Source organism: Prevotella communis, from assembly GCF_022024115.1.
In the GTDB taxonomy this organism is placed as follows: Bacteria; Bacteroidota; Bacteroidia; order Bacteroidales; family Bacteroidaceae; genus Prevotella; species Prevotella communis.
Genome location: NZ_CP091792.1, coordinates 1,838,160 through 1,856,797, shown reverse-complemented (window position 1 = coordinate 1,856,797; position 18,638 = coordinate 1,838,160). Strand labels below are relative to the sequence as shown.

18 protein-coding genes are annotated in these 18,638 nt (G+C 50.5%); 15 read left to right on the top strand and 3 right to left on the bottom strand.

Annotated features, from left to right (window positions below; all coding sequences use genetic code 11):
• The first annotated feature begins 69 nt into the window (after positions 1–69).
• The 12 genes from L6468_RS07470 to L6468_RS07415 all read left to right on the top strand — a co-directional run bounded on the left by L6468_RS07470 (position 70) and on the right by L6468_RS07415 (position 10,431).
• On the top strand, positions 70–519 hold the full coding sequence (locus L6468_RS07470; RefSeq protein WP_091818708.1) for a helix-turn-helix domain-containing protein: 450 nt from the start codon (positions 70–72) through the stop codon (positions 517–519).
• The gene (locus L6468_RS07465) at positions 516–2,468 is read left to right on the top strand and encodes a dipeptidyl-peptidase 3 family protein (RefSeq protein ID WP_237792801.1); all 1,953 of its coding nucleotides are present in this window, start codon (positions 516–518) and stop codon (positions 2,466–2,468) included. Before L6468_RS07470 ends, L6468_RS07465 begins: the two co-directional genes overlap by 4 nt.
• Positions 2,465–3,079: a DNA alkylation repair protein gene (locus L6468_RS07460; RefSeq protein WP_237792800.1), complete on the top strand. Its 615-nt coding sequence runs from the start codon at positions 2,465–2,467 to the stop codon at positions 3,077–3,079. Before L6468_RS07465 ends, L6468_RS07460 begins: the two co-directional genes overlap by 4 nt.
• A gap of 99 nt (positions 3,080–3,178) precedes the next feature.
• A complete protein-coding gene (atpD, locus tag L6468_RS07455) occupies positions 3,179–4,705 on the top strand; it encodes a F0F1 ATP synthase subunit beta (RefSeq protein ID WP_091818657.1) in 1,527 nt (508 codons plus the stop codon).
• 36 nt (positions 4,706–4,741) lie between these two features.
• A complete protein-coding gene (gene atpC / locus L6468_RS07450) occupies positions 4,742–4,990 on the top strand; it encodes an ATP synthase F1 subunit epsilon (protein ID WP_091818658.1) in 249 nt (82 codons plus the stop codon).
• A gap of 6 nt (positions 4,991–4,996) precedes the next feature.
• Positions 4,997–5,398, top strand: a complete 402-nt coding sequence (locus L6468_RS07445; protein ID WP_091818659.1) for a hypothetical protein — start codon at positions 4,997–4,999, stop codon at positions 5,396–5,398.
• 16 nt (positions 5,399–5,414) lie between these two features.
• A complete protein-coding gene (atpB, locus tag L6468_RS07440) occupies positions 5,415–6,464 on the top strand; it encodes a F0F1 ATP synthase subunit A (RefSeq protein WP_091818660.1) in 1,050 nt (349 codons plus the stop codon).
• A gap of 62 nt (positions 6,465–6,526) precedes the next feature.
• The gene (gene atpE, locus L6468_RS07435; RefSeq protein ID WP_091818661.1) at positions 6,527–6,766 is read left to right on the top strand and encodes an ATP synthase F0 subunit C; all 240 of its coding nucleotides are present in this window, start codon (positions 6,527–6,529) and stop codon (positions 6,764–6,766) included.
• Between the two features lie 17 nt (positions 6,767–6,783).
• On the top strand, positions 6,784–7,299 hold the full coding sequence (atpF, locus tag L6468_RS07430; RefSeq protein WP_091818662.1) for a F0F1 ATP synthase subunit B: 516 nt from the start codon (positions 6,784–6,786) through the stop codon (positions 7,297–7,299).
• A 14-nt stretch (positions 7,300–7,313) separates the two neighbouring features.
• The gene (locus tag L6468_RS07425; protein ID WP_091818663.1) at positions 7,314–7,853 is read left to right on the top strand and encodes a F0F1 ATP synthase subunit delta; all 540 of its coding nucleotides are present in this window, start codon (positions 7,314–7,316) and stop codon (positions 7,851–7,853) included.
• A gap of 13 nt (positions 7,854–7,866) precedes the next feature.
• Positions 7,867–9,459 carry a F0F1 ATP synthase subunit alpha gene (gene atpA, locus L6468_RS07420; protein ID WP_237792799.1) on the top strand — a complete coding sequence of 531 codons (1,593 nt, stop codon included), beginning with the start codon at positions 7,867–7,869 and terminating at the stop codon, positions 9,457–9,459.
• A 3-nt stretch (positions 9,460–9,462) separates the two neighbouring features.
• Entirely contained in the window at positions 9,463–10,431 is a 969-nt protein-coding gene (locus L6468_RS07415) for a F0F1 ATP synthase subunit gamma (protein ID WP_237792798.1), read from the top strand.
• Between the two features lie 46 nt (positions 10,432–10,477).
• On the opposite strand, the gene prmA is transcribed toward L6468_RS07415, so the two are convergent.
• Positions 10,478–11,365, bottom strand: a complete 888-nt coding sequence (gene prmA, locus L6468_RS07410) for a 50S ribosomal protein L11 methyltransferase (RefSeq protein WP_237792797.1) — start codon at positions 11,363–11,365, stop codon at positions 10,478–10,480.
• A 134-nt stretch (positions 11,366–11,499) separates the two neighbouring features.
• On the opposite strand from prmA, the gene L6468_RS07405 reads away from it, so the two are divergent.
• The 3 genes from L6468_RS07405 to L6468_RS07395 all read left to right on the top strand — a co-directional run bounded on the left by L6468_RS07405 (position 11,500) and on the right by L6468_RS07395 (position 15,419).
• Positions 11,500–12,510 carry a hypothetical protein gene (locus L6468_RS07405; protein ID WP_237792796.1) on the top strand — a complete coding sequence of 337 codons (1,011 nt, stop codon included), beginning with the start codon at positions 11,500–11,502 and terminating at the stop codon, positions 12,508–12,510.
• 68 nt (positions 12,511–12,578) lie between these two features.
• Positions 12,579–14,249 (top strand): hemin receptor, encoded by a 1,671-nt coding sequence (locus L6468_RS07400; RefSeq protein ID WP_237792795.1) that lies wholly within the window; start codon positions 12,579–12,581, stop codon positions 14,247–14,249.
• A 933-nt stretch (positions 14,250–15,182) separates the two neighbouring features.
• Complete coding sequence (locus L6468_RS07395) at positions 15,183–15,419, top strand: hypothetical protein (RefSeq protein ID WP_237792794.1); 237 nt, start codon at positions 15,183–15,185, stop codon at positions 15,417–15,419.
• A 77-nt stretch (positions 15,420–15,496) separates the two neighbouring features.
• Here the strand turns inward: L6468_RS07395 and L6468_RS07390 are convergent, their stop codons facing one another.
• Both L6468_RS07390 and menA read right to left on the bottom strand, forming a co-directional pair.
• A complete protein-coding gene (locus tag L6468_RS07390; protein ID WP_237792793.1) occupies positions 15,497–17,638 on the bottom strand; it encodes a M6 family metalloprotease domain-containing protein in 2,142 nt (713 codons plus the stop codon).
• Positions 17,639–17,736: 98 nt separating this feature from the next.
• Positions 17,737–18,636, bottom strand: coding sequence for a 1,4-dihydroxy-2-naphthoate octaprenyltransferase (gene menA / locus L6468_RS07385; protein WP_237792792.1), 900 nt, complete (start codon positions 18,634–18,636; stop codon positions 17,737–17,739).
• Positions 18,637–18,638 lie beyond the last annotated feature (2 nt).

The following is an 18,638-nucleotide window of genomic DNA, read 5'->3' as shown; positions in this document are numbered from 1 at the left end:
AAAAAAAATTGTATATTTGCAGAAAATTTAAGTGACATTCGCTTAATCCAACTTATGAAGGATGCCGTTATGACGAAGTACAACATTATTGAAAAACAAGAAAGAGAGGCCGCTTATCGCAGTTTGGTAAGCCCTGCATTGATGGATGATCTTAAAGAAAAAATCCTCAATGTGATTGTGATGCAGAAGAAGTACAAGGACAAGAATTATTCTGCCAAGCACTTGGCAATTGACCTTGGAACAAACACGCGTTACATTTCGGCCGTGGTGAACGTACGTTTTCACATGAATTACACATCATTTGTTAACAAGTATCGTATTGAAGAGGCTATGTCCATCCTTGTCGACAAGCGCTACCAACACCTGCGCATTGAGGAGGTAAGTGATATGGTAGGCTTTGCAAACAGACAGTCGTTCTATGCATCGTTCTACAAGATCACTGGCATTACACCTAAAGAGTACAAGGTGCAGCATCTTGCCTCGGCTGCAGCCGCTATGGTGAAAAAGAAAAGCAAATGACATTAACACCATTTAATTTTAGTGACGAGCGTTTCGCTGACTTGCAGATGTTACGATACCGGCTTAACGGTTTCGAGAAACTAACACTCAATCAGAAACGTCTCGTCTACTTCCTCGTGAAAGCAACTCTGTATGGCAGAGACATCACGTTTGACCAGTTCGGAAAACACAACTTACGTATTCGCAAGACACTGGAGGTGATATATAGCGACCTTCGCATTCCCAGGGACAATGATGATTTCCGTGCATTGCAGGTATATCTGAAACGTGTCTGGTTCTCGAATGGTATCTATCACCATTATGGTTGTGAGAAATTCAAACCAGGCTTCAGTGCCGATTACCTGAAGACGTGTATGAATATTGTTGATGCCCATCGTCTGCCGTTAAGGGAAGGCCAGGGTGTCAACGATTTCTTTGAGGAGATAGCCCCAGTCATATTCGACGAAAAAGTGTTAACAAAGCGCGTCAATAAAGTTGACGGTGAGGATCTGGTGGCTACTTCCGCGTGCAACTTCTACCAGGACGTCACCCAGGAAGAAGCCGAGAAATACTATGCTTCACTCAAGCAGTCCGACAACCCCGAACCTCCTTCCTATGGCCTTAACACGACCCTGGTGAAGGAAAATGGTGTTATAAAAGAAGAGGTGTGGTCTGCCAACGGGAAATACGCGAACGCCATCCGGCATATCGTCTACTGGCTGACGAAAGCTGCTGAAGTGGCAGAAAATGAAGACCAGAAGGAAACCATCGAACTACTGATAAAATACTATCAGACTGGCGATTTGAAAGTCTTTGACGAGTATTCCATCAAATGGCTGCAGACCACCGGTACTAAGATTGACTTCATTAATGGCTTCATCGAAGTCTATGGCGACCCCTTAGGACTGAAAGGTTCCTGGGAGGGGCTTGTGGAATATATCGACGAGGAGGCTACCTCGCGCACGCGTACTATTAGTAATAATGCGCAATGGTTCGAGGACCATTCGCCCGTAGATCCCCGTTTCAAGAAGAAGGTGGTGAAAGGCGTATCGGCCAATGTTATCTGTGCTGCGATGCTGGGTGGCGATGAATATCCATCTACAGCTATAGGTATTAACCTGCCCAACGCTGACTGGATCCGGGCTAACTATGGCTCAAAGAGTATCACTATCAGCAACATCACTGAAGCCTACAGCAAGGCAGCTCATGGGAATGGTTTCCGTGAGGAATTTGTCAAGGACCCTCAGACACTTGAGCTCATTGACAAATACGATGACGTGTGCGACAATCTGCATACCGACCTGCATGAGTGTCTGGGTCACGGAAGTGGTCAGCTATTACCTGGTACCGACCCTGATGCCTTGAAGGCTTACGGCAACACAATAGAGGAGGCGAGGGCCGACCTATTTGGTCTCTACTACATGGCAGATGAGAAGTTAGTCGAGTTAGGTTTACTACCTAATAATGAGGCATATAAAGCACATTACTTCACGTATATGTTAAATGGTCTGCTTACCCAGTTGGTACGCATCCAGCCAGGCCAGCAGATAGAGGAGGCCCACATGCGTAACCGTGCCCTGATAGCCAGATGGTGCCTGGCTCATGCCAAACATATGAGACTCACTCGCGAGAAGGGTTTCTATGAGTTGGTCATTGACGACTACGAGGAGTTGAGAGGACTCATCGCCCAGTTGCTTGCCGAGATACAGCGCATCAAGAGCGAGGGCGACTTTGACGCTGCCCGCCAGCTGGTTGAGGACTATGCCGTACAGATTGACCAGGACATGCACCAGGAAGTGCTGGAGCGTTACAAGAAACTGAACCTTGCTCCTTACAAGGGATTCATTAACCCCTGGCTCTTGCCGGTGCTTGACGAAAATGGTGAAATAGCAGACATTCAGGTAAACTATTCAGAATCCTACGACCATCAGATGATGCGTTATAGCACAGAGTATGGTACATTAATATGAGTACACAGGAACAGATCAAGGAAATCAAGCAGTCATTCCGTCAGATGATGGATGGCTCTATCGCACAGTCCATGCGTGACAAAGGTGTCAACTACCATCTGAACTGGGGAGCCACCTTGCCGCGCCTGAAAGAGAAGGCTGACGAGATAGGCAAGGATTACGACCTGGCCATTGCCCTGTGGAAGGAGAATGTCAGGGAATGCAAGATCCTGGCCACCATGATCATGCCGGCAGAACAGATGTTGCCTGAAGTGGTGGACATCTGGATGGAGCAGACCGACAGTCTTGAAATTGCCGAACAGGCAGCCTTCAACCTGTATCAGCACCTGCCCTTTGCCGCCGACAAAGCCTTTCTGTGGCTGGCCTCGCCCGACGATATTCCGCAGATATGCGGCTACCACATCCTGTCGCGCCTGTTTATGAACAAGCAAGAGCCCAACGAGCGGGGCATCAATGAGTTCATTGACCAGGCACTCGTGGCCCTCCAATCCCCCTCTGTTCCTGTAAGGAAAGCAGCGATGCAAGCACTTATCCGATTCTCGGAACTAGGACTGATGTATCAGCGTTTGGCACATTCGGCAATAAGCAGTATCGGTTTAGATTTTATTTAGAAAAAAATGGCAAAACACCTTTGCCATTTTCTTTTTTTTTCATACCTTTGCAACACCATTTGGATTAAAAACATAACTTTAAATATAAAATAAACAACTATGTCACAAATTACAGGACGCATTTCCCAGATTATTGGTCCCGTTATTGACGTGTATTTTGACACGAAGGGACTGGATGCCGAGAAAGTGCTGCCAAAAATTCATGAAGCTCTTCGTATTGACCGTGGCAATGGACAGAAACTTATCGTAGAGGTGCAGCAGCACATCGGTGAGGATACTGTCCGTTGTGTAGCTATGGACAATACTGACGGTTTGCAGCGTGGATTGGAGGCCGTTCCAATGGGCTCACCAATCCTGATGCCCTCAGGTGAACAAATCAAGGGCCGTATGCTTAATGTGATAGGCAGTCCTATCGACGGCATGAAAGACCTTGATATGACAGGAGCTTATCCTATTCACCGCGAAGCACCAACCTTCGAGGAGTTGTCAACCAAGAAAGAGATTCTTTCTACAGGTATCAAGGTCATCGACCTGCTGGAGCCTTACATGAAGGGTGGTAAGATTGGACTTTTCGGTGGTGCCGGTGTAGGTAAGACCGTGCTTATCATGGAGCTTATCAACAATATCGCCAAGGGTCACAACGGATTCTCTGTATTCGCCGGAGTTGGAGAGCGTACTCGTGAAGGTAACGACCTGATCCGCGAGATGATTGAGTCAGGCGTTATCCGCTATGGCGAGAAGTTCAAGGAAGCTATGGCAGAAGGTAAGTGGGACCTCTCGCTGGTTGATCCGGAGGAGATGAAGAAGAGTCAGGCTACCCTTGTCTATGGTCAGATGAACGAGCCCCCTGGTGCACGTGCCTCTGTAGCCCTCTCAGGTCTTACCGTTGCCGAAGGATTCCGTGATGCAGGCGGCAAGGACGGTGGTGCAGCCGATATCCTGTTCTTTATCGACAATATCTTCCGTTTCACCCAGGCCGGTTCTGAGGTATCAGCCCTGCTGGGACGTATGCCGTCAGCCGTAGGTTATCAGCCCACGCTGGCATCAGAGATGGGTGCCATGCAGGAACGCATCACTTCTACGAAGAAGGGCTCTATCACCTCTGTACAGGCCGTTTATGTGCCTGCCGACGACTTGACCGACCCTGCTCCTGCTACCACCTTTACCCACCTGGATGCTACCACCGTGCTCGACCGTAAGATTGCCGAGCTGGGTATCTATCCTGCTGTGGATCCCCTAGGCAGTACCTCCCGTATCCTTGACCCGCTGATTGTCGGCAAGGCTCACTACGAGTGTGCCCAGCGCGTGAAGGAGATTCTGCAGCGCTACAAGGAGTTGCAGGATATCATCGCCATCCTGGGTATGGACGAGCTCTCTGACGAGGATAAGCTGACCGTGAACCGTGCACGTCGTGTACAGCGTTTCCTCAGTCAGCCATTCTCTGTGGCCGAGCAGTTCACCGGTCTGCCAGGCGTGATGGTGCCCATCGAGGATACCATCAAGGGCTTCAACGCCATCCTCGACGGTGAGGTTGACGACCTGCCCGAGCAGGCATTCCTCAACGTGGGTACTATCGACGATGCAAAGGCTAAGGCCCAGAAACTGCTTGAGGCAGCGAAGGGCTAATCTTAATTTAGAATTAAGAATTTAGAATTAAGATTTATGCTGAGACTGAAAATTGTATCGCCCGAGAGAATCGAATTCGAAGGAGAAGTGACGAGTGTCAAGGTACCGGGTATGGCTGGTAACTTTGAGATACTTACTGACCACGCACCCATTATCTCATCACTCGAAACAGGAGTGGCTGAATATACGGAGGCATCTGGCCAGAAGACCACGCTTAACATCCTTGGTGGATTCGTTGAGGTTCAGAAAAACGAAGTAAGTTTGTGTGTAGAGATTAACAAGTAAGCAGCTATGACTAAGCAAGATATCAGCAAACTGAGCATCCTGTATCTGGTGCAGGGCATTGTCCTGACCATCATTGCCACGATAGGCACACTCCTGGTGGAGCAATTCACCAGTGTGGGCGACCTGCGCGTGCCAGTGATGTTCGGCTGTGGGTTCTCGCTGGCCATTGTGCTTGCAGAAGGAAATATCTGGCGACTGGTGGCCACGAACCATCCAGACAGTCTGACGACATTCTTCACGGCCCTTTCAGGTTTCAGGATGTTGCTGGCACTGGCCACGATGTTTGTCTATTATCTCATTGCAGGACGCGAGGCCATGCTGCCATTCTTCCTGGTATTCATGGTGTTCTACGTGCTGCTGCTCATTCATCATTCAGTCTTCTTCGCGAAAGTCTCTAACCGTTCGTGATAATACATTAATAATAATGAAACATTTCAAGTCTATAATACTCCTGTTGGTGGCATTCCTGCTTGTCCCTGTCCAGCACATCCATGCTGAAGAGGCAGAAAGCAAGGAACTGGACATCCCTGAGATTGTGCTGGAGCATCTGGCCGATGCCTATGAGTGGCATATCGCCTCGTACGAAGGCAAGCATCTCAGTGTGCCCCTGCCCATCATCGTCAGGAGCGAGAATACAGGCGAGTGGCATTTCTGCACAGCCCACACCCTGCCAGAGCCCTTTTTCTTCAGTGAAGAGCATCATGGCAAGATCTATGAGCGTGTAGGAGGCGAAGAGGTGCGCCCCATAGACCTGAGCATCACCAAGACCGTTGCCCAGATATGGATTGTAGTCATCGTGCTCATCACCATCTTCCTGTCGTGTGCCCGCTGGTATAAGCGCCACGATGCCCATAGCGAAGCGCCCAAGGGATTTGTGGGAGCCATAGAGATGGTGGTGATGATGATCCATGACGATCTGATTAAGTCGTCCATCGGCGAGAAGCACTACAAGCCCTATGCGCCCTATCTGCTCACCGTGTTCTTCTTTATCCTGACCACCAACCTGATTGGCCTGATTCCCATCTTCCCTGCAGGTGCCAACGTGACTGGCAATATCAACATCACGTTCTTCCTGGCATTCTGCACGATGCTGGCTATCAATATCTTTGCCAACAAAGAGTACTGGAAGGAAATCTTCTGGCCAGAGGTGCCTCTGTTCCTGAAGGCCTATCCCGCGCCCATCATGCCCGTCATCGAGCTCTTTGGTGTCATCACCAAGCCCTTTGCCCTGATGATTCGTCTTTTTGCCAACATGATGGCCGGTCACGCCGTGATCCTCTCTTTCACCTGCGTGATATTCCTGGGTTGGTCCATGGGCGTAGGCTATGGTATCGGTCTGAACACGTTCAGTATCATCATGCTGCTCTTCATGAACTGCCTGGAGTTGCTGGTAGCCTTTGTTCAGGCTTATGTCTTCACGATGCTCAGTGCCGTGTTTATCGGACTGGCCCATAAGGAGCATCACGCTGAGTAAATCATTCAACGAGAAACAATTAAAGATAAAATTAAGTAATAACAATTAAAACATTAACGACTATGATTATTTCTATTTTGGCCGCTGAAGGTCTGGCACAGCTGGGCTGCGGTATTGGTGCTGGTATTGCAACAATTGGTGCAGGTTTGGGTATTGGTAAGATCGGTGGTAGCGCTATGGACGCTATTGCACGTCAGCCCGAGGCAACAGGTAAGATTCAGACCAACATGATTCTGACCTCAGCATTCGTGGAGGGTTGTGCTCTGTTTGCTATTGCTGCTTGTGCATTCCTTATCAAATAAAAAAATAACGATCGCTAATGGATTTCACTAAATTGCCATCAATCCTGACGCCCGATCTCGGACTCTTGTTCTGGATGCTCATCGCGTTCCTGGTGGTCTTCTTTGTGCTCGCAAAGTACGGCTTTCCCGCTATCATCAATATGGTAGACGAGCGTAAGCGGTATATCGACGAGAGTCTGCAGAAGGCACACGAGGCATCAGAGCGCCTTGAGAATATCAAGCAAGAAGGTGAAGCCATTCTTCAGGAAGCACGCGAAAAGCAGGCCCAGATGCTGAAGGAGGCTGCTGAGACACGCGATGCCATTGTAGAGAAAGCCCAGGAAAAGGCCCGTGAGGAGAGTGCCCGTTTGCTCAATGACGCCAAGGTTGAGATTGAGCAGCAGAAGCAGGCCGCTATAGCCGATATCCGCGAGCAAGTAGCTACATTAAGTGTAGAAATCGCCGAGAAGGTTCTGAAGCAGAACCTGAAGGACGATAAGTCGCAGATGGATCTCATCGACCGTATGTTGGATGATGTATCTTCTAATAAATAATAAGGTGTAAACGTATGGATATAGGAGTAATATCGGTTAGATATGCGCGTGCGCTCTTGAAGAGTGCCACCGATGCGAAGCAGGAAAGCGTGGTCTATCAGGAGATGATGCTCTTGGCAAAGAGTTTCATTGACGTGCCCGCCCTTCGCCACACGATAGACAACCCGATGCTCGCCAAGGAGAAGAAGCAGATGTTGCTCGAGACCGCCGTTGGTGGCAGTGAGTCGTCGGCTCTCTCTAAAGCTTTCATAGCCCTGGTGCTCAAGGAAGGTCGCGAGAACATGATTCAGTTCATGGCCAATTCTTACGTCACGCTCTATCGTCAGCAGAAGAATATCATCCTTGGAAAACTGACCACCGCTACCCGTGTGTCAGCTGCCACCGAGCAGAAGATGCGCCAGATGGTGGAAGCTAAGACTCATGGCACAGTGGAGTTTGAGACGCAGGTTAATCCTGACATTATCGGAGGTTTCGTGCTTGAATACGACACCTTCCGCATGGATGCCAGTGTGAAGTCGCGCCTTAACGCCATTCTACAAACACTAAAGAAATAAAAGAAAGAAAACAATGTCAGATAAAATTAAACCAAGCGAAGTCTCTCAGGTGCTGCTCGAACAGTTGAACGGCCTCTCAAACAGTGCCCAGTTCGACGAGGTGGGTACCGTGCTTCAGGTCTCTGACGGTGTGGCTCGTATCTACGGCCTGCGCAATGCCGAGGCCAACGAGCTGCTGGAATTCGAGAACGGCACGATGGCCATCGTGATGAACCTCGAGGAAGACAACGTGGGTTGTGTGCTGCTGGGCGCCACGTCGGGCATCAAGGAGGGTATGGTCGTGAAGCGTACCAAGCGCATTGCCTCTATCCGCGTGAACGACAATATGCTGGGCCGCGTCATCAACCCACTGGGTCAGGCCATCGACGGCAAGGGCGAAATCGACCTGAAAGACTCGTTCGAGATGCCCCTGGACCGTAAGGCACCAGGCGTTATCTATCGTCAGCCCGTGAAGGAGCCCCTGCAGACAGGTTTGAAGGCCGTTGACTCGATGATTCCTATCGGTCGTGGCCAGCGTGAGTTGATTATTGGTGACCGTCAGACGGGTAAGACCGCCATTGCCGTGGACACCATCATCAACCAGAAGAGTTTCTACGAGGCAGGCAAACCCGTATATTGTATCTATGTGGCTATCGGTCAGAAGGCCTCTACAGTGGCCGCCCTGGTGCAGACCCTGAAGGAGCACGGCGCCATGCCTTATACCATCGTCGTGGCCGCAACAGCCGCCGATCCCGCCGCTATGCAGTATTACGCTCCATTCGCAGGAGCTGCTATCGGTGAGTATTTCCGCGACCGCGGTCTGCCCGCATTGGTGGTCTATGACGACCTGTCAAAGCAGGCAGTAGCCTATCGTGAGGTGTCGCTGATTCTGCGCCGTCCCTCTGGTCGTGAGGCCTATCCTGGCGACGTGTTCTACCTGCACTCCCGCTTGCTGGAGCGTGCAGCCAAGATGAACGAGCAGCAGGAGGTGGCCGAGCAGATGAACGACCTGCCCGAGTGTATGAAGGGCCATGTGAAGGGTGGTGGTTCGCTCACCGCTCTGCCTATCATCGAGACCCAGGCTGGCGACGTGTCGGCATATATCCCCACCAACGTGATCTCTATCACCGATGGTCAGATATTCCTGGAGTCCGACCTCTTCAATCAGGGCTTCCGTCCTGCCATCAACGTAGGTATCTCCGTATCTCGTGTAGGTGGTTCGGCCCAGATCAAGTCTATGAAGAAAGTAGCAGGTACGCTGAAAATTGACCAGGCTCAGTATCGTGAGCTCGAAGCCTTCTCAAAGTTCTCCAGCGATATGGATGCCGTGACGGCGATGACCCTCGACCGCGGCCGCAAGAACAACCAGCTGCTCATTCAGCCCCAGTACAGTCCTATGCCCGTAGGCGAGCAGATTGCCATTCTCTACTGTGGTGTGCACGGCCTGATGCGCCAAGTGCCCATTGACAAGGTGCGCCAATGTCAGGACCAGTTCCTCGACAAGTTGCGCAGTGCCCATCCCGAGGTTATCGAGACACTGGCCAGCGGCAAGATTGACAACGAGACCACAGACACGATCGAGGCTGTGATGGCCGATATCGCAGGAACCTTTCACACTACCCCCTAAGAGATGCCAAGTTTAAAAGAAATCAAAGGACGTATATCCTCAGTCAACTCGACACGCAAGATTACCAGTGCGATGAAGATGGTAGCTTCATCTAAGCTGCATCATGCACAGGTGGCTATCCAGAACATGCTGCCCTACGAGACGATGCTGGAGCATATCCTGAAGTCGTTCCTGGCAGCCGAGGCAGGCGCTCAGACCATCTATGACCAAGAGCGTCCTGTAAAGCGTGTGGCACTTGTGGTCTTCAGCAGCAACTCGTCGCTTTGCGGTGCTTTCAACGGCAATATCATCAAGGTGATGATGAAGGCTGTGAACGCACTCTCAGAAGAACTGGGCAAGGAGAATGTGGAGGTTTATCCTATAGGCCGAAAGGTGACCGAGAAGGCTCGCAAACTGGGTTACAACGTGAAGTGCGACCTGGCCGACCTGGTGGACCATCCCAACGTGAAGCAGTGTATCGACCTGGCCATGGAGCTGGGCGATCGCTTTGCCAAGGGCGAGATCGACAAGGTAGAGCTGATCTATCACCACTTCAAGAGTGCCGGTTCGCAGATTCTGACGCATAAGACGTTCCTGCCCATCGACCTGGAGTCTGAACTGAATGCCGACCACGAGCGCGACCTGACGTCGAACGTGGTGACCAAGCAGGCACAGGAGTACCTGAAGAAGAAGGGTCGCAAGAAGCAGGTGAAGGAGAACGAGGTGGCACCGCTGAATGATAACTTCATCGTGGAGCCCGATATGCACACCGTGCTGTCGCAGCTCATCCCCAAGATGGGTCATCTGATGCTCTATACCGCCTTGCTCGACAACGTTGCCTCTGAGCATGCCGCCCGTATGGTGGCCATGCAGACGGCTACGGATAATGCCGACGAACTGCTACGCCAGTTGAACCTGCAGTACAACAAGAGTCGTCAGCAGGCTATCACCAGCGAGTTGCTCGATATCGTAGGAGGTTCCGTGAACAACTAAGAATAAATGCCCCCTGTAACTGTCATCGCTGTAAGCGTCAGCAGTTTCAGCGCATAAACATCAAGCAAGCCCAGTCGCCATCGTGCTGCTGGGTTTGTTTTTTCAGTCCCAGTGAGGCCGCTTTCTCTTCCAGCATGGGGATATCCTGCTCATAGAATCCGCTGAGCAGAAGGGTAGAGTGGGGTGCCATCTTCCCTACGAAGGCTTCCATATCGTTCAGCAGGATATTACGGTTGATATTGGCCAGGACGACGTCAAACTGTCCACTTACCTCTTTTAATATAGAGGCATCGCCAAGCAGCGACGTAAACTGACCGTCCACCATGTTGATCACCGCATTATGACGCGCATTGTCGGCACTCCATTCATCGATGTCGTAGCCCACAGCCTCGCGTGCACCCAGTTTCAGGGCTGCGATACCCAGGATGCCCGTACCCGTGCCGCAATCCAGCACGCGCTTGTCCGTTAGGTCCAGACTCATCAGCTGACCTACCATCATACGGGTGGTCTCGTGGGTGCCTGTGCCGAAAGCCAGGTGGGCGTCAATCTCGATGGAGATTTGAGGTTTGAGGTTTGAGGTTTGAGGTTTAAGGTTTGAGATTTGAGGCAGATGGCGTCCGTCGTGAATCACGAGGGTGTCGTTGACCACTATCGGCTCAAAGCCCTGCTGCTCCCATTGTTCGTTCCAGTCCTTGTCCTCGGCCTCGCTCACCGTATACGCGACGGTGCACGAGGGTAGGGGGAAGTCGGCTATCAGGGCCCTCAGCACCTCTTCCTCAAACAGTCCCTGCTGCACGTAGCCCTTGACGCCTTCGTCCGTATCCTCAAACGTCTCGAAACCTGCCTCACCAGCCAGAGCCGAGAGGATATCGCGTGCGTCCTGCATCAGTTCGGCAGGCGCCTCAATGGTGAAATTCACTTCGTAGTACTTCATAGCCTTGTTAAATTTACCTGCAAAATTAATAAAAATAGGGAAAATCCTACCACGTTTTAGGGTTTTTCCCTATCTTTGCATGAAAATAAGATGTATTTTTGCATCGTGAAAGAATAACTAAAACGATTAGAGATATGAAAAATTGGTTCTATTTATCAATGGCTTTCGCTCTGCTGCCACTCTCAATGATGGCACAGGACGACGATATGTATTTCGGCTCCGCCAAGCAGCAGAAGAGTACTTATCGCAGCGCTTCCAGCTGGGAGCCTGTCAGCCCTGCACCTGTCTACCATACCGGTTCCAAGCGCGGTGTCGACGAGTATAACCGACGCGGAGGCAATTACGATGTGCAGCCTCAGGATAGCGACATCATCGATTTCTCAGCCGTTGAGGGCGTCTATCCCGACTCTACAGCCGACTATCAGCTGACCAAGAAGATGGCTCGCTGGGAGGGTTACACACCCAAGCAGGCCTACTGGGAGGGCTATTACGATGGCAGTCACGACTCATGGTACTGGCATTCGCCCTGGTACTATACCTCTTTCTATCCCTGGTACGACTCGTGGTACTATCCCTATGGCTGGCACTACAGCTGGTACTACGATCCCTGGTACTACGACTACTACAGTTGGCATTGGGGCTATTATCCCTACCATTATTATTCTTACTATGACCGTCCTTACATCGGCTATTACCACGGTGGCTCCCGCTACTATGGCACAGGCAATACCGGCACGCTGAATCGCAACGGCAACTATAGTCGCTCTACCACCGGCGGACGCGTGGCCAACTATACCAGCAGTGCCCGTTTCGACGGTGCCCGCAACCGAGCCTATAACAGTGGTAGCGGACGCAGCACGGTGTCAGGCAATACCAACCGCTCTACGACGCGCTCTACGACACGTGCCGTCGAACGGTCAACCAATCGCACCGCTACTCGTGCTACGTCGGGCAGCTACAGCAGCTCCAGCAATTACGATGCTGGTCGCGCAGCTACCTTCCAGAGTGGCAACGGCGGCAGTTTCTCAAGCAGCAGCAGTAGCAGCTTCGGCGGCAATCGCTCCAGCGGTGGCTTCAGCAGCGGTGGTGGCACACGCTCTGCAGGTGGCGGCGGTGGAGGCCGTAGCGGAGGAGGAAGAAGGTAAAAAGGTAGAGTGAAAAGTGAAAAATTTGCTACCGCTATAATATTAATCAGTCATCATAATCAGAAAATATGAAAAAGATTGTTTCCCTCGCAGTCTTTACGCTAGCCATGTTGCCAGCGGCTGCACAAGATACGTACGAGAATGCCCGTTTGCTGGGCGCTGATCTCAACGGCACAGCCCGCTATGTGGGTATGGGTGGTGCGCTCGATGCCCTGGGCGCTGATATCTCTACCATCGGCACCAATCCTGCTGCCATCGGCGTGTTCCGTCATAGCACCGCCAGTGTCTCTATGGGCATTGTGTCCCAGGAAGATACGAAGCGGTTCGACCAGGTGGGCAAGACCAATTTCAGTTTCGATCAGGCTGGTTTCGTGTATTCTACGCAGACCGACCGCAACTCGTTCCTGAACTTCGCGTTCAACTATCACAAGAGTCGTAACTTCGACCAGATTCTCTCGGCTGCCAACTCGCTCAACCATGCCTCTCTTGGCAAACTGGCCTATGGCAAGAGCTGCATGCAGGACGAGCGTCAGGGTGGCTACTATCTGGAAGAGAATACGAATGGGGTAGCGGAGGGCTGGCACGACCGCTCGAGCAACAACCGCGCCTACACCTATACGCAGTGGGACCATGTCTATACCAACGGCGTGAACTGGGATCAGGACAATTTTGACCCCAGCGAGCCCTACAAAAACGTGTTCCTCGAGGCCGAGGGCTATGAGTTTGACCGTGCGCATAGTGGTTATATAGCCAACTTTGATTTCAATCTCTCGGGCAACATCAATAATAAGTTGTTCCTAGGTGTCACACTGGGCGTCAAACAGGTTGACTATAAGGGCTATAGCGAGTATCTGGAGCGCGTCGTGGATGGTAGCGACCGCTATATCGGCAACACCGTTTTGGCCGACGAGCGTAAGATTACAGGTACGGGTGTTGACCTCGCTTTTGGTGCCATCTACCGTCCAATCGATGAGTCGCCATTCCGCGTCGGACTCACCATCACCACGCCAACATGGTACAACCTGAAGTCACGCAATGCCACGCTGCTTATCAACGCCACCGACTATAACAAACTGAATCCAGGCCTTCGTAACTGGGGCTATGATGAGTTCTCAAGCGGTGAGACCTATGAGTTCAGATACTACACGCCGTGGAAGTTTGGCTTGAGTGCCGGCCATACCTTTGGCAACTACCTGGCACTGGGTGCCGGATGGGAATATGCCGACTATGGTTGCGCTGACAACCGCATCAACGACGGAACCTACGACGAATACGGCAATCCTGATTCCTATAGCGACGACGTGATGAACCGCCACACGGAGAATACATTAAGGGGCGTTTCTACACTTAAAGCTGGTCTGGAATTCAAGCCCGATCCAAGTGTTGCCGTACGTTTTGGCTACAACTACGTGTCGCCCATGTATCAGGAGAATGGGGTACGAGACACCCGTCTGGGCAGCATAGGCAACTGGTATTCCAGCACGGCCGACTATACCAACTGGAAATCTACCAACCGCATCACCTGCGGACTGGGTTTCAAGCACGAGGGATGGAATTTTGACCTGGCATATCAGTACAGCGCTACAAAGGGACAATTTTTCCCGTTCCAGAGCATGAACTTCACAGATATCGTGCCAAACGACGACGGCTCTTACAATTATGAGATAAACGCCAGCACACCAAGCGACGTCAAGTTCAATCGTCATCAGCTGCTGTTCACTGTGGGCTATACGTTTTAAAAGGAGTTAAGGAGTTAAAGACGATACGTTGTTTATCGATGAGAGATACGTCGTTTCTCGCTTGGAGAGAGGACGTATCTCTTTCTTAAAAAAACATCTATTTATCATAATGCAGATTCTCGTTAGAAATAGGCAAAGAAAATAGAAAGGTTCTTTTCATCATTCTCGAGCCATTTTCCAGCCGCGGTACATTTCGCTCATTGCTAGTTTACAATGCGTAGTGCAGAAAAACTTACTCACTTACAACTTACTCACTTCGGACATTTAGGTTTTCCTAAATCGGATTGGATATGGAAAAGGAATAAATGGATAAATTAAGAAGTAATATACTAAAATATATCTTATATTATAATATTAATATATTAATATTATAATATAAAAATTCTGTTTAGAGATAATCTCAGAATACAGATGTCCGAAGTGAGTAAGTTGTAAGTGAGTAACCTGACATGATCTAAGATTTGAAATTATCATACCTTTTGCGTCAAGATGTAAAACAGATAAAGCATATGGAATTTGCGACATGGCTAAAGAGAAAATTTTTCATAGTGCACAAGGAAGTTCTGTATAGCTTAGAAGTAAAAACAAGGATTAAGGAAAAGGTTTTAAGAAATAGGAATATTATTTACAACCTTTAAAATGTTTAACAATTTTACTACTCTCTACCCTATCAACTTTTTCCTTAGCATCTTATACAGGTTTAAATACAAAATATTACATTATCACTATTATGCATCAAGTAAACATAGGGAAATGGCGGTGCAAGGCAGTAGGTAACCGTTTCCTTCTCAATAATCCAGAAAAAGCGGCGGTGGTCGTTCATAGTGCCTATAATGACGCAGAGTTTGCTGAACTGAAAACAAATGGCTCGCCCTTGCTGAAAACGGCGGTGTTCTGATAAGTGCTGCTATCGCTAAAAGGGAAAAGGAGGTGATGCGTGAGGCGATGGACCGCGGTTATTGCCTAATCTATCTTCGCGAGAACGGTTTCCCTGATTATTATAAGCCGTCTGGTGAGTCTTTCACCGCCTGTTCCGAAGGCCGACTGTTACAGATAAGTCCGTGGGATTACCACATGCAGCGTAAGACTATCTCGCGAGAACAATGCCTAATGCTTAACCGACTGGCAGAAGAGATAGCCAATACGCCCTACTTCCCATTTGTTTCATAACCTTCAGTACTTACAAAATACAAAAAATGGGGTTGGCGCATTGCCAACCCCTATTTTTATATAAGATAGTTTGTTTTTTATTTGATCACGACTTTGCGGCCGTTGATGATGTAGAGGCCACTCTTGGGATTGGTTACCTTCTGGCCATTCAGGTTGTAAATGGCTGAGGTCTGCTTGGTGGCCTGAGGTGCGGTCTCGATACCGGTCTGAACCATGGTATCCACCACAACTACCTCGTCAAGGAAGAAACGCTTGGCGGGAGTGAACACCAGCTTGACATCGCCAGTACCTGAGATGGTGGCGGTGAAGGTGGTCCACTCGCTGCTCTTCATCGTGAACTCTGAGGGCTCGATGAGTACGGTGGCACCAGTAGCTGAGAGCTTCAGGCCGGTACCGTCGTTGCCCCAGCTTGCTGCCTTGAAGGTCAAGGTGTGAGTATTGCCGGCGAGCGTGATAGTGGGAGATGTAGCAACGCCGCTCTTCTTACTGCTTCCGAAGCGTGCACACTGATAGCCACCATAGAGGGCTTCAGCATCCCATCCGTCGTTGTCGGCAGCAAATTTTGCACTTGCTACAGAGCTACCCCAGTTGTCATCGTTGGCGCCCGTTCCTGAACAATCATTGAATGACTCGTAGAACACGGCTCCCTCGGGCACATCGGTAGTTGTACCGCCGTTGCCACCGGTGCTGGTGTATTCAGCCACATAATTGAATGAGATAGTGCCATTGGCATTGAGGGTGATATCCTCGACAGAAGAGTCAATCCAGTTGGTGCCGTTGGTATTCTTGTTAAAGAACTGGGCAGCCTTCTTGGCAATCTTGTCAGAGGTCTTGAAGTCCTTGTTAAAGGCTGTCACATTGGTCAGAGGGAAGGCATCGTTCTCTTCGGTGAAATAGGTCTCGCCCATATATGTTTCCTTCTGGCAACGGCCGTCGGCAGGAACAACCACCATGCGCTGGTGGTCAGGATCATCGTTAGGACCATTATTGTACCATACATCCTTATCGTAGTCGCAGTGTACAATCAGCAGACCTGCATCGTAAAGTGAGGCATCCCAGCCCTCCAGCTGACGGTTCTCCAGCATGAGGAACTCGTTCTTATTACCTTTATTATAGATGATATAGCTCTGGCCGCCATTCTGCAGCGACTTCATGTTCTGCACCTGCACATCCTCAGCATCCAGTTCGATGGGCTCGAGCCATCCGGCCATCCACATCTCGTAACTGGTATAACCGGCAGGCTGGTAGCCATCACCATTATAGGAACCAGCGCACATCAGGTCCCAAGAGCCCATGCCCTGACCGCCACTGTAGTCGATGTCGTAGAAGTCGGGATATCCCAGACAGTGAGAGAACTCATGGCAGATGGTGCCCAGACCGTCGATTTCCCGACTGCCATTGAGCTCAGAGCCACATGCATAATTATCGACTTTAAGATTCTGAGCTACTGTAACAGCACTGGTTTCACCGCCATAAGACAAAGAATACGCATGGGGCCAGATGGTATTCTCTGCGCCACCGTCGGCCTCACCCATACCGGCATAGATCACATAGACCTGATCCACCTCGCCATCGTTGTTCCAGTCATACTGTTTCCAGTTGGTCACCTCGTTCTTTGCCAGGTTGACAGCCTCGAAAACCATCTGTTCAGGATGCTGGTCGTAGCCTTCTGAGTCGTTGCTGCCGTAATAGCTGGCTTTATGACTGACCGTCACAGGACCTACGATGTCGAAGTCGAGCTCAAACTGTCCGCGGCTCTGAGCCTTGAAATAGTCGGCCATAGAGCCCTTGAACTTACCCTCAGAGAAGCCCTCCTCGTTGGCAATACGCGTAAACAGTTCATTAGTATGCTCAGCCTGGAATGTCTCGTCCTGGAAGTTGACCAGGATAATCAGTCCCTTTTTCTGACCTGTATAATGGGTGGCAGCGTCTGTTGGCATGCGTCGGACACGTCGGGCATTTTCCTGCTGTCGGAGCGATCGGGCACGCTTTAGTGTGACCTGAGCGTCGATGGCCTGATAGAAGTCACCCTTCAAGGTGTAGGCCTTGCCGTCCTCACCCTTCCAGATGTGACCAAACTCGTCACCTACGAGCATCGCTTTAACCTCTGTGCCGTCGACCAGCTTCAGCGTTTTCCATTGTCCGCGCTTGGCAGGGACAGCTATTGCCGATGAGGTGATAATCCCCAAGGCAATTGTCATCAATAGTTTCTTAATCATTCGTTTGTTTGTAAAATATATTTTAATGGGTTAACAAAAATCGCTTTTAAAAGCGTACAAAGGTACGTATTTTCCTGTATAAAACAAAAAAAATTGTCCTAAAAAAGAATACCTAACGATACCAACAGGCCGTAAATGAAGATGTTGCGCGCCGTTGCACCCAGACAATTGTTCAGTTCCCTACCCTTCCAGATGCGCTTCATCTTCAGATAGGTGAGCACATGCAGCACCAGGTAGATGAACGGCAGGCCGAACGCCCACCAACGGCCGTTGAGCCCGAAGACAAGGCCCATCAGACAGGCCACGATGCCTACCATCAGATAGAGCATGATAGCCGCCTTCTCGCCCACATGGACCACGAGGGTATTCTTGCCAGCCTGCTTGTCGGTATCGCGGTCGCGGAAATTATTGACCAGCAGCAGTCCGTCAATGACAATGCCGCATGCCAGCGAGGCCGTGAGGACCTCAACGGTGGTGGTATGCAACTGGATATAGTACGTGATGCTGACAGGGATGAGTCCGAAAAATACCAGCACCAGCACGTCGCCAAGTCCCATATACGAGAGGTGCGTGGTATAGAGGAAACAGAACACCACGCAGAGCACGCCGATAAGTACCATCTCCAGACCGCCAAACCACACGAGGGGCAGTCCGACGAGGCAGGCCAGGACGGTGGTGGCAGCAATGGCATGACGCATCCGCTCGATGCTCACCCACCCCTGTGTACAGGCTCGCTCAGGCCCCAGACGCGTCTCACGGTCGTCGGTACCCTTGGCGTAGTCCACGAAGTCGTTGATGAAATTGGCATCTATCTGCATGATAAAGGCAAAGAGCAGGCAGAGCGCTGCCGCCCACCAGTTGAACACATCACCAGCATACAGTTGGGCATCTTTCCAAGCCAGCGACAAACCAATCATCACGGGTACGGCTGCACCTGTCAGCGTCTTTGGTCTTGCGGCCAGAAACCATGCCTTAAAGGAGTCTTTCTTTACGTCCATCT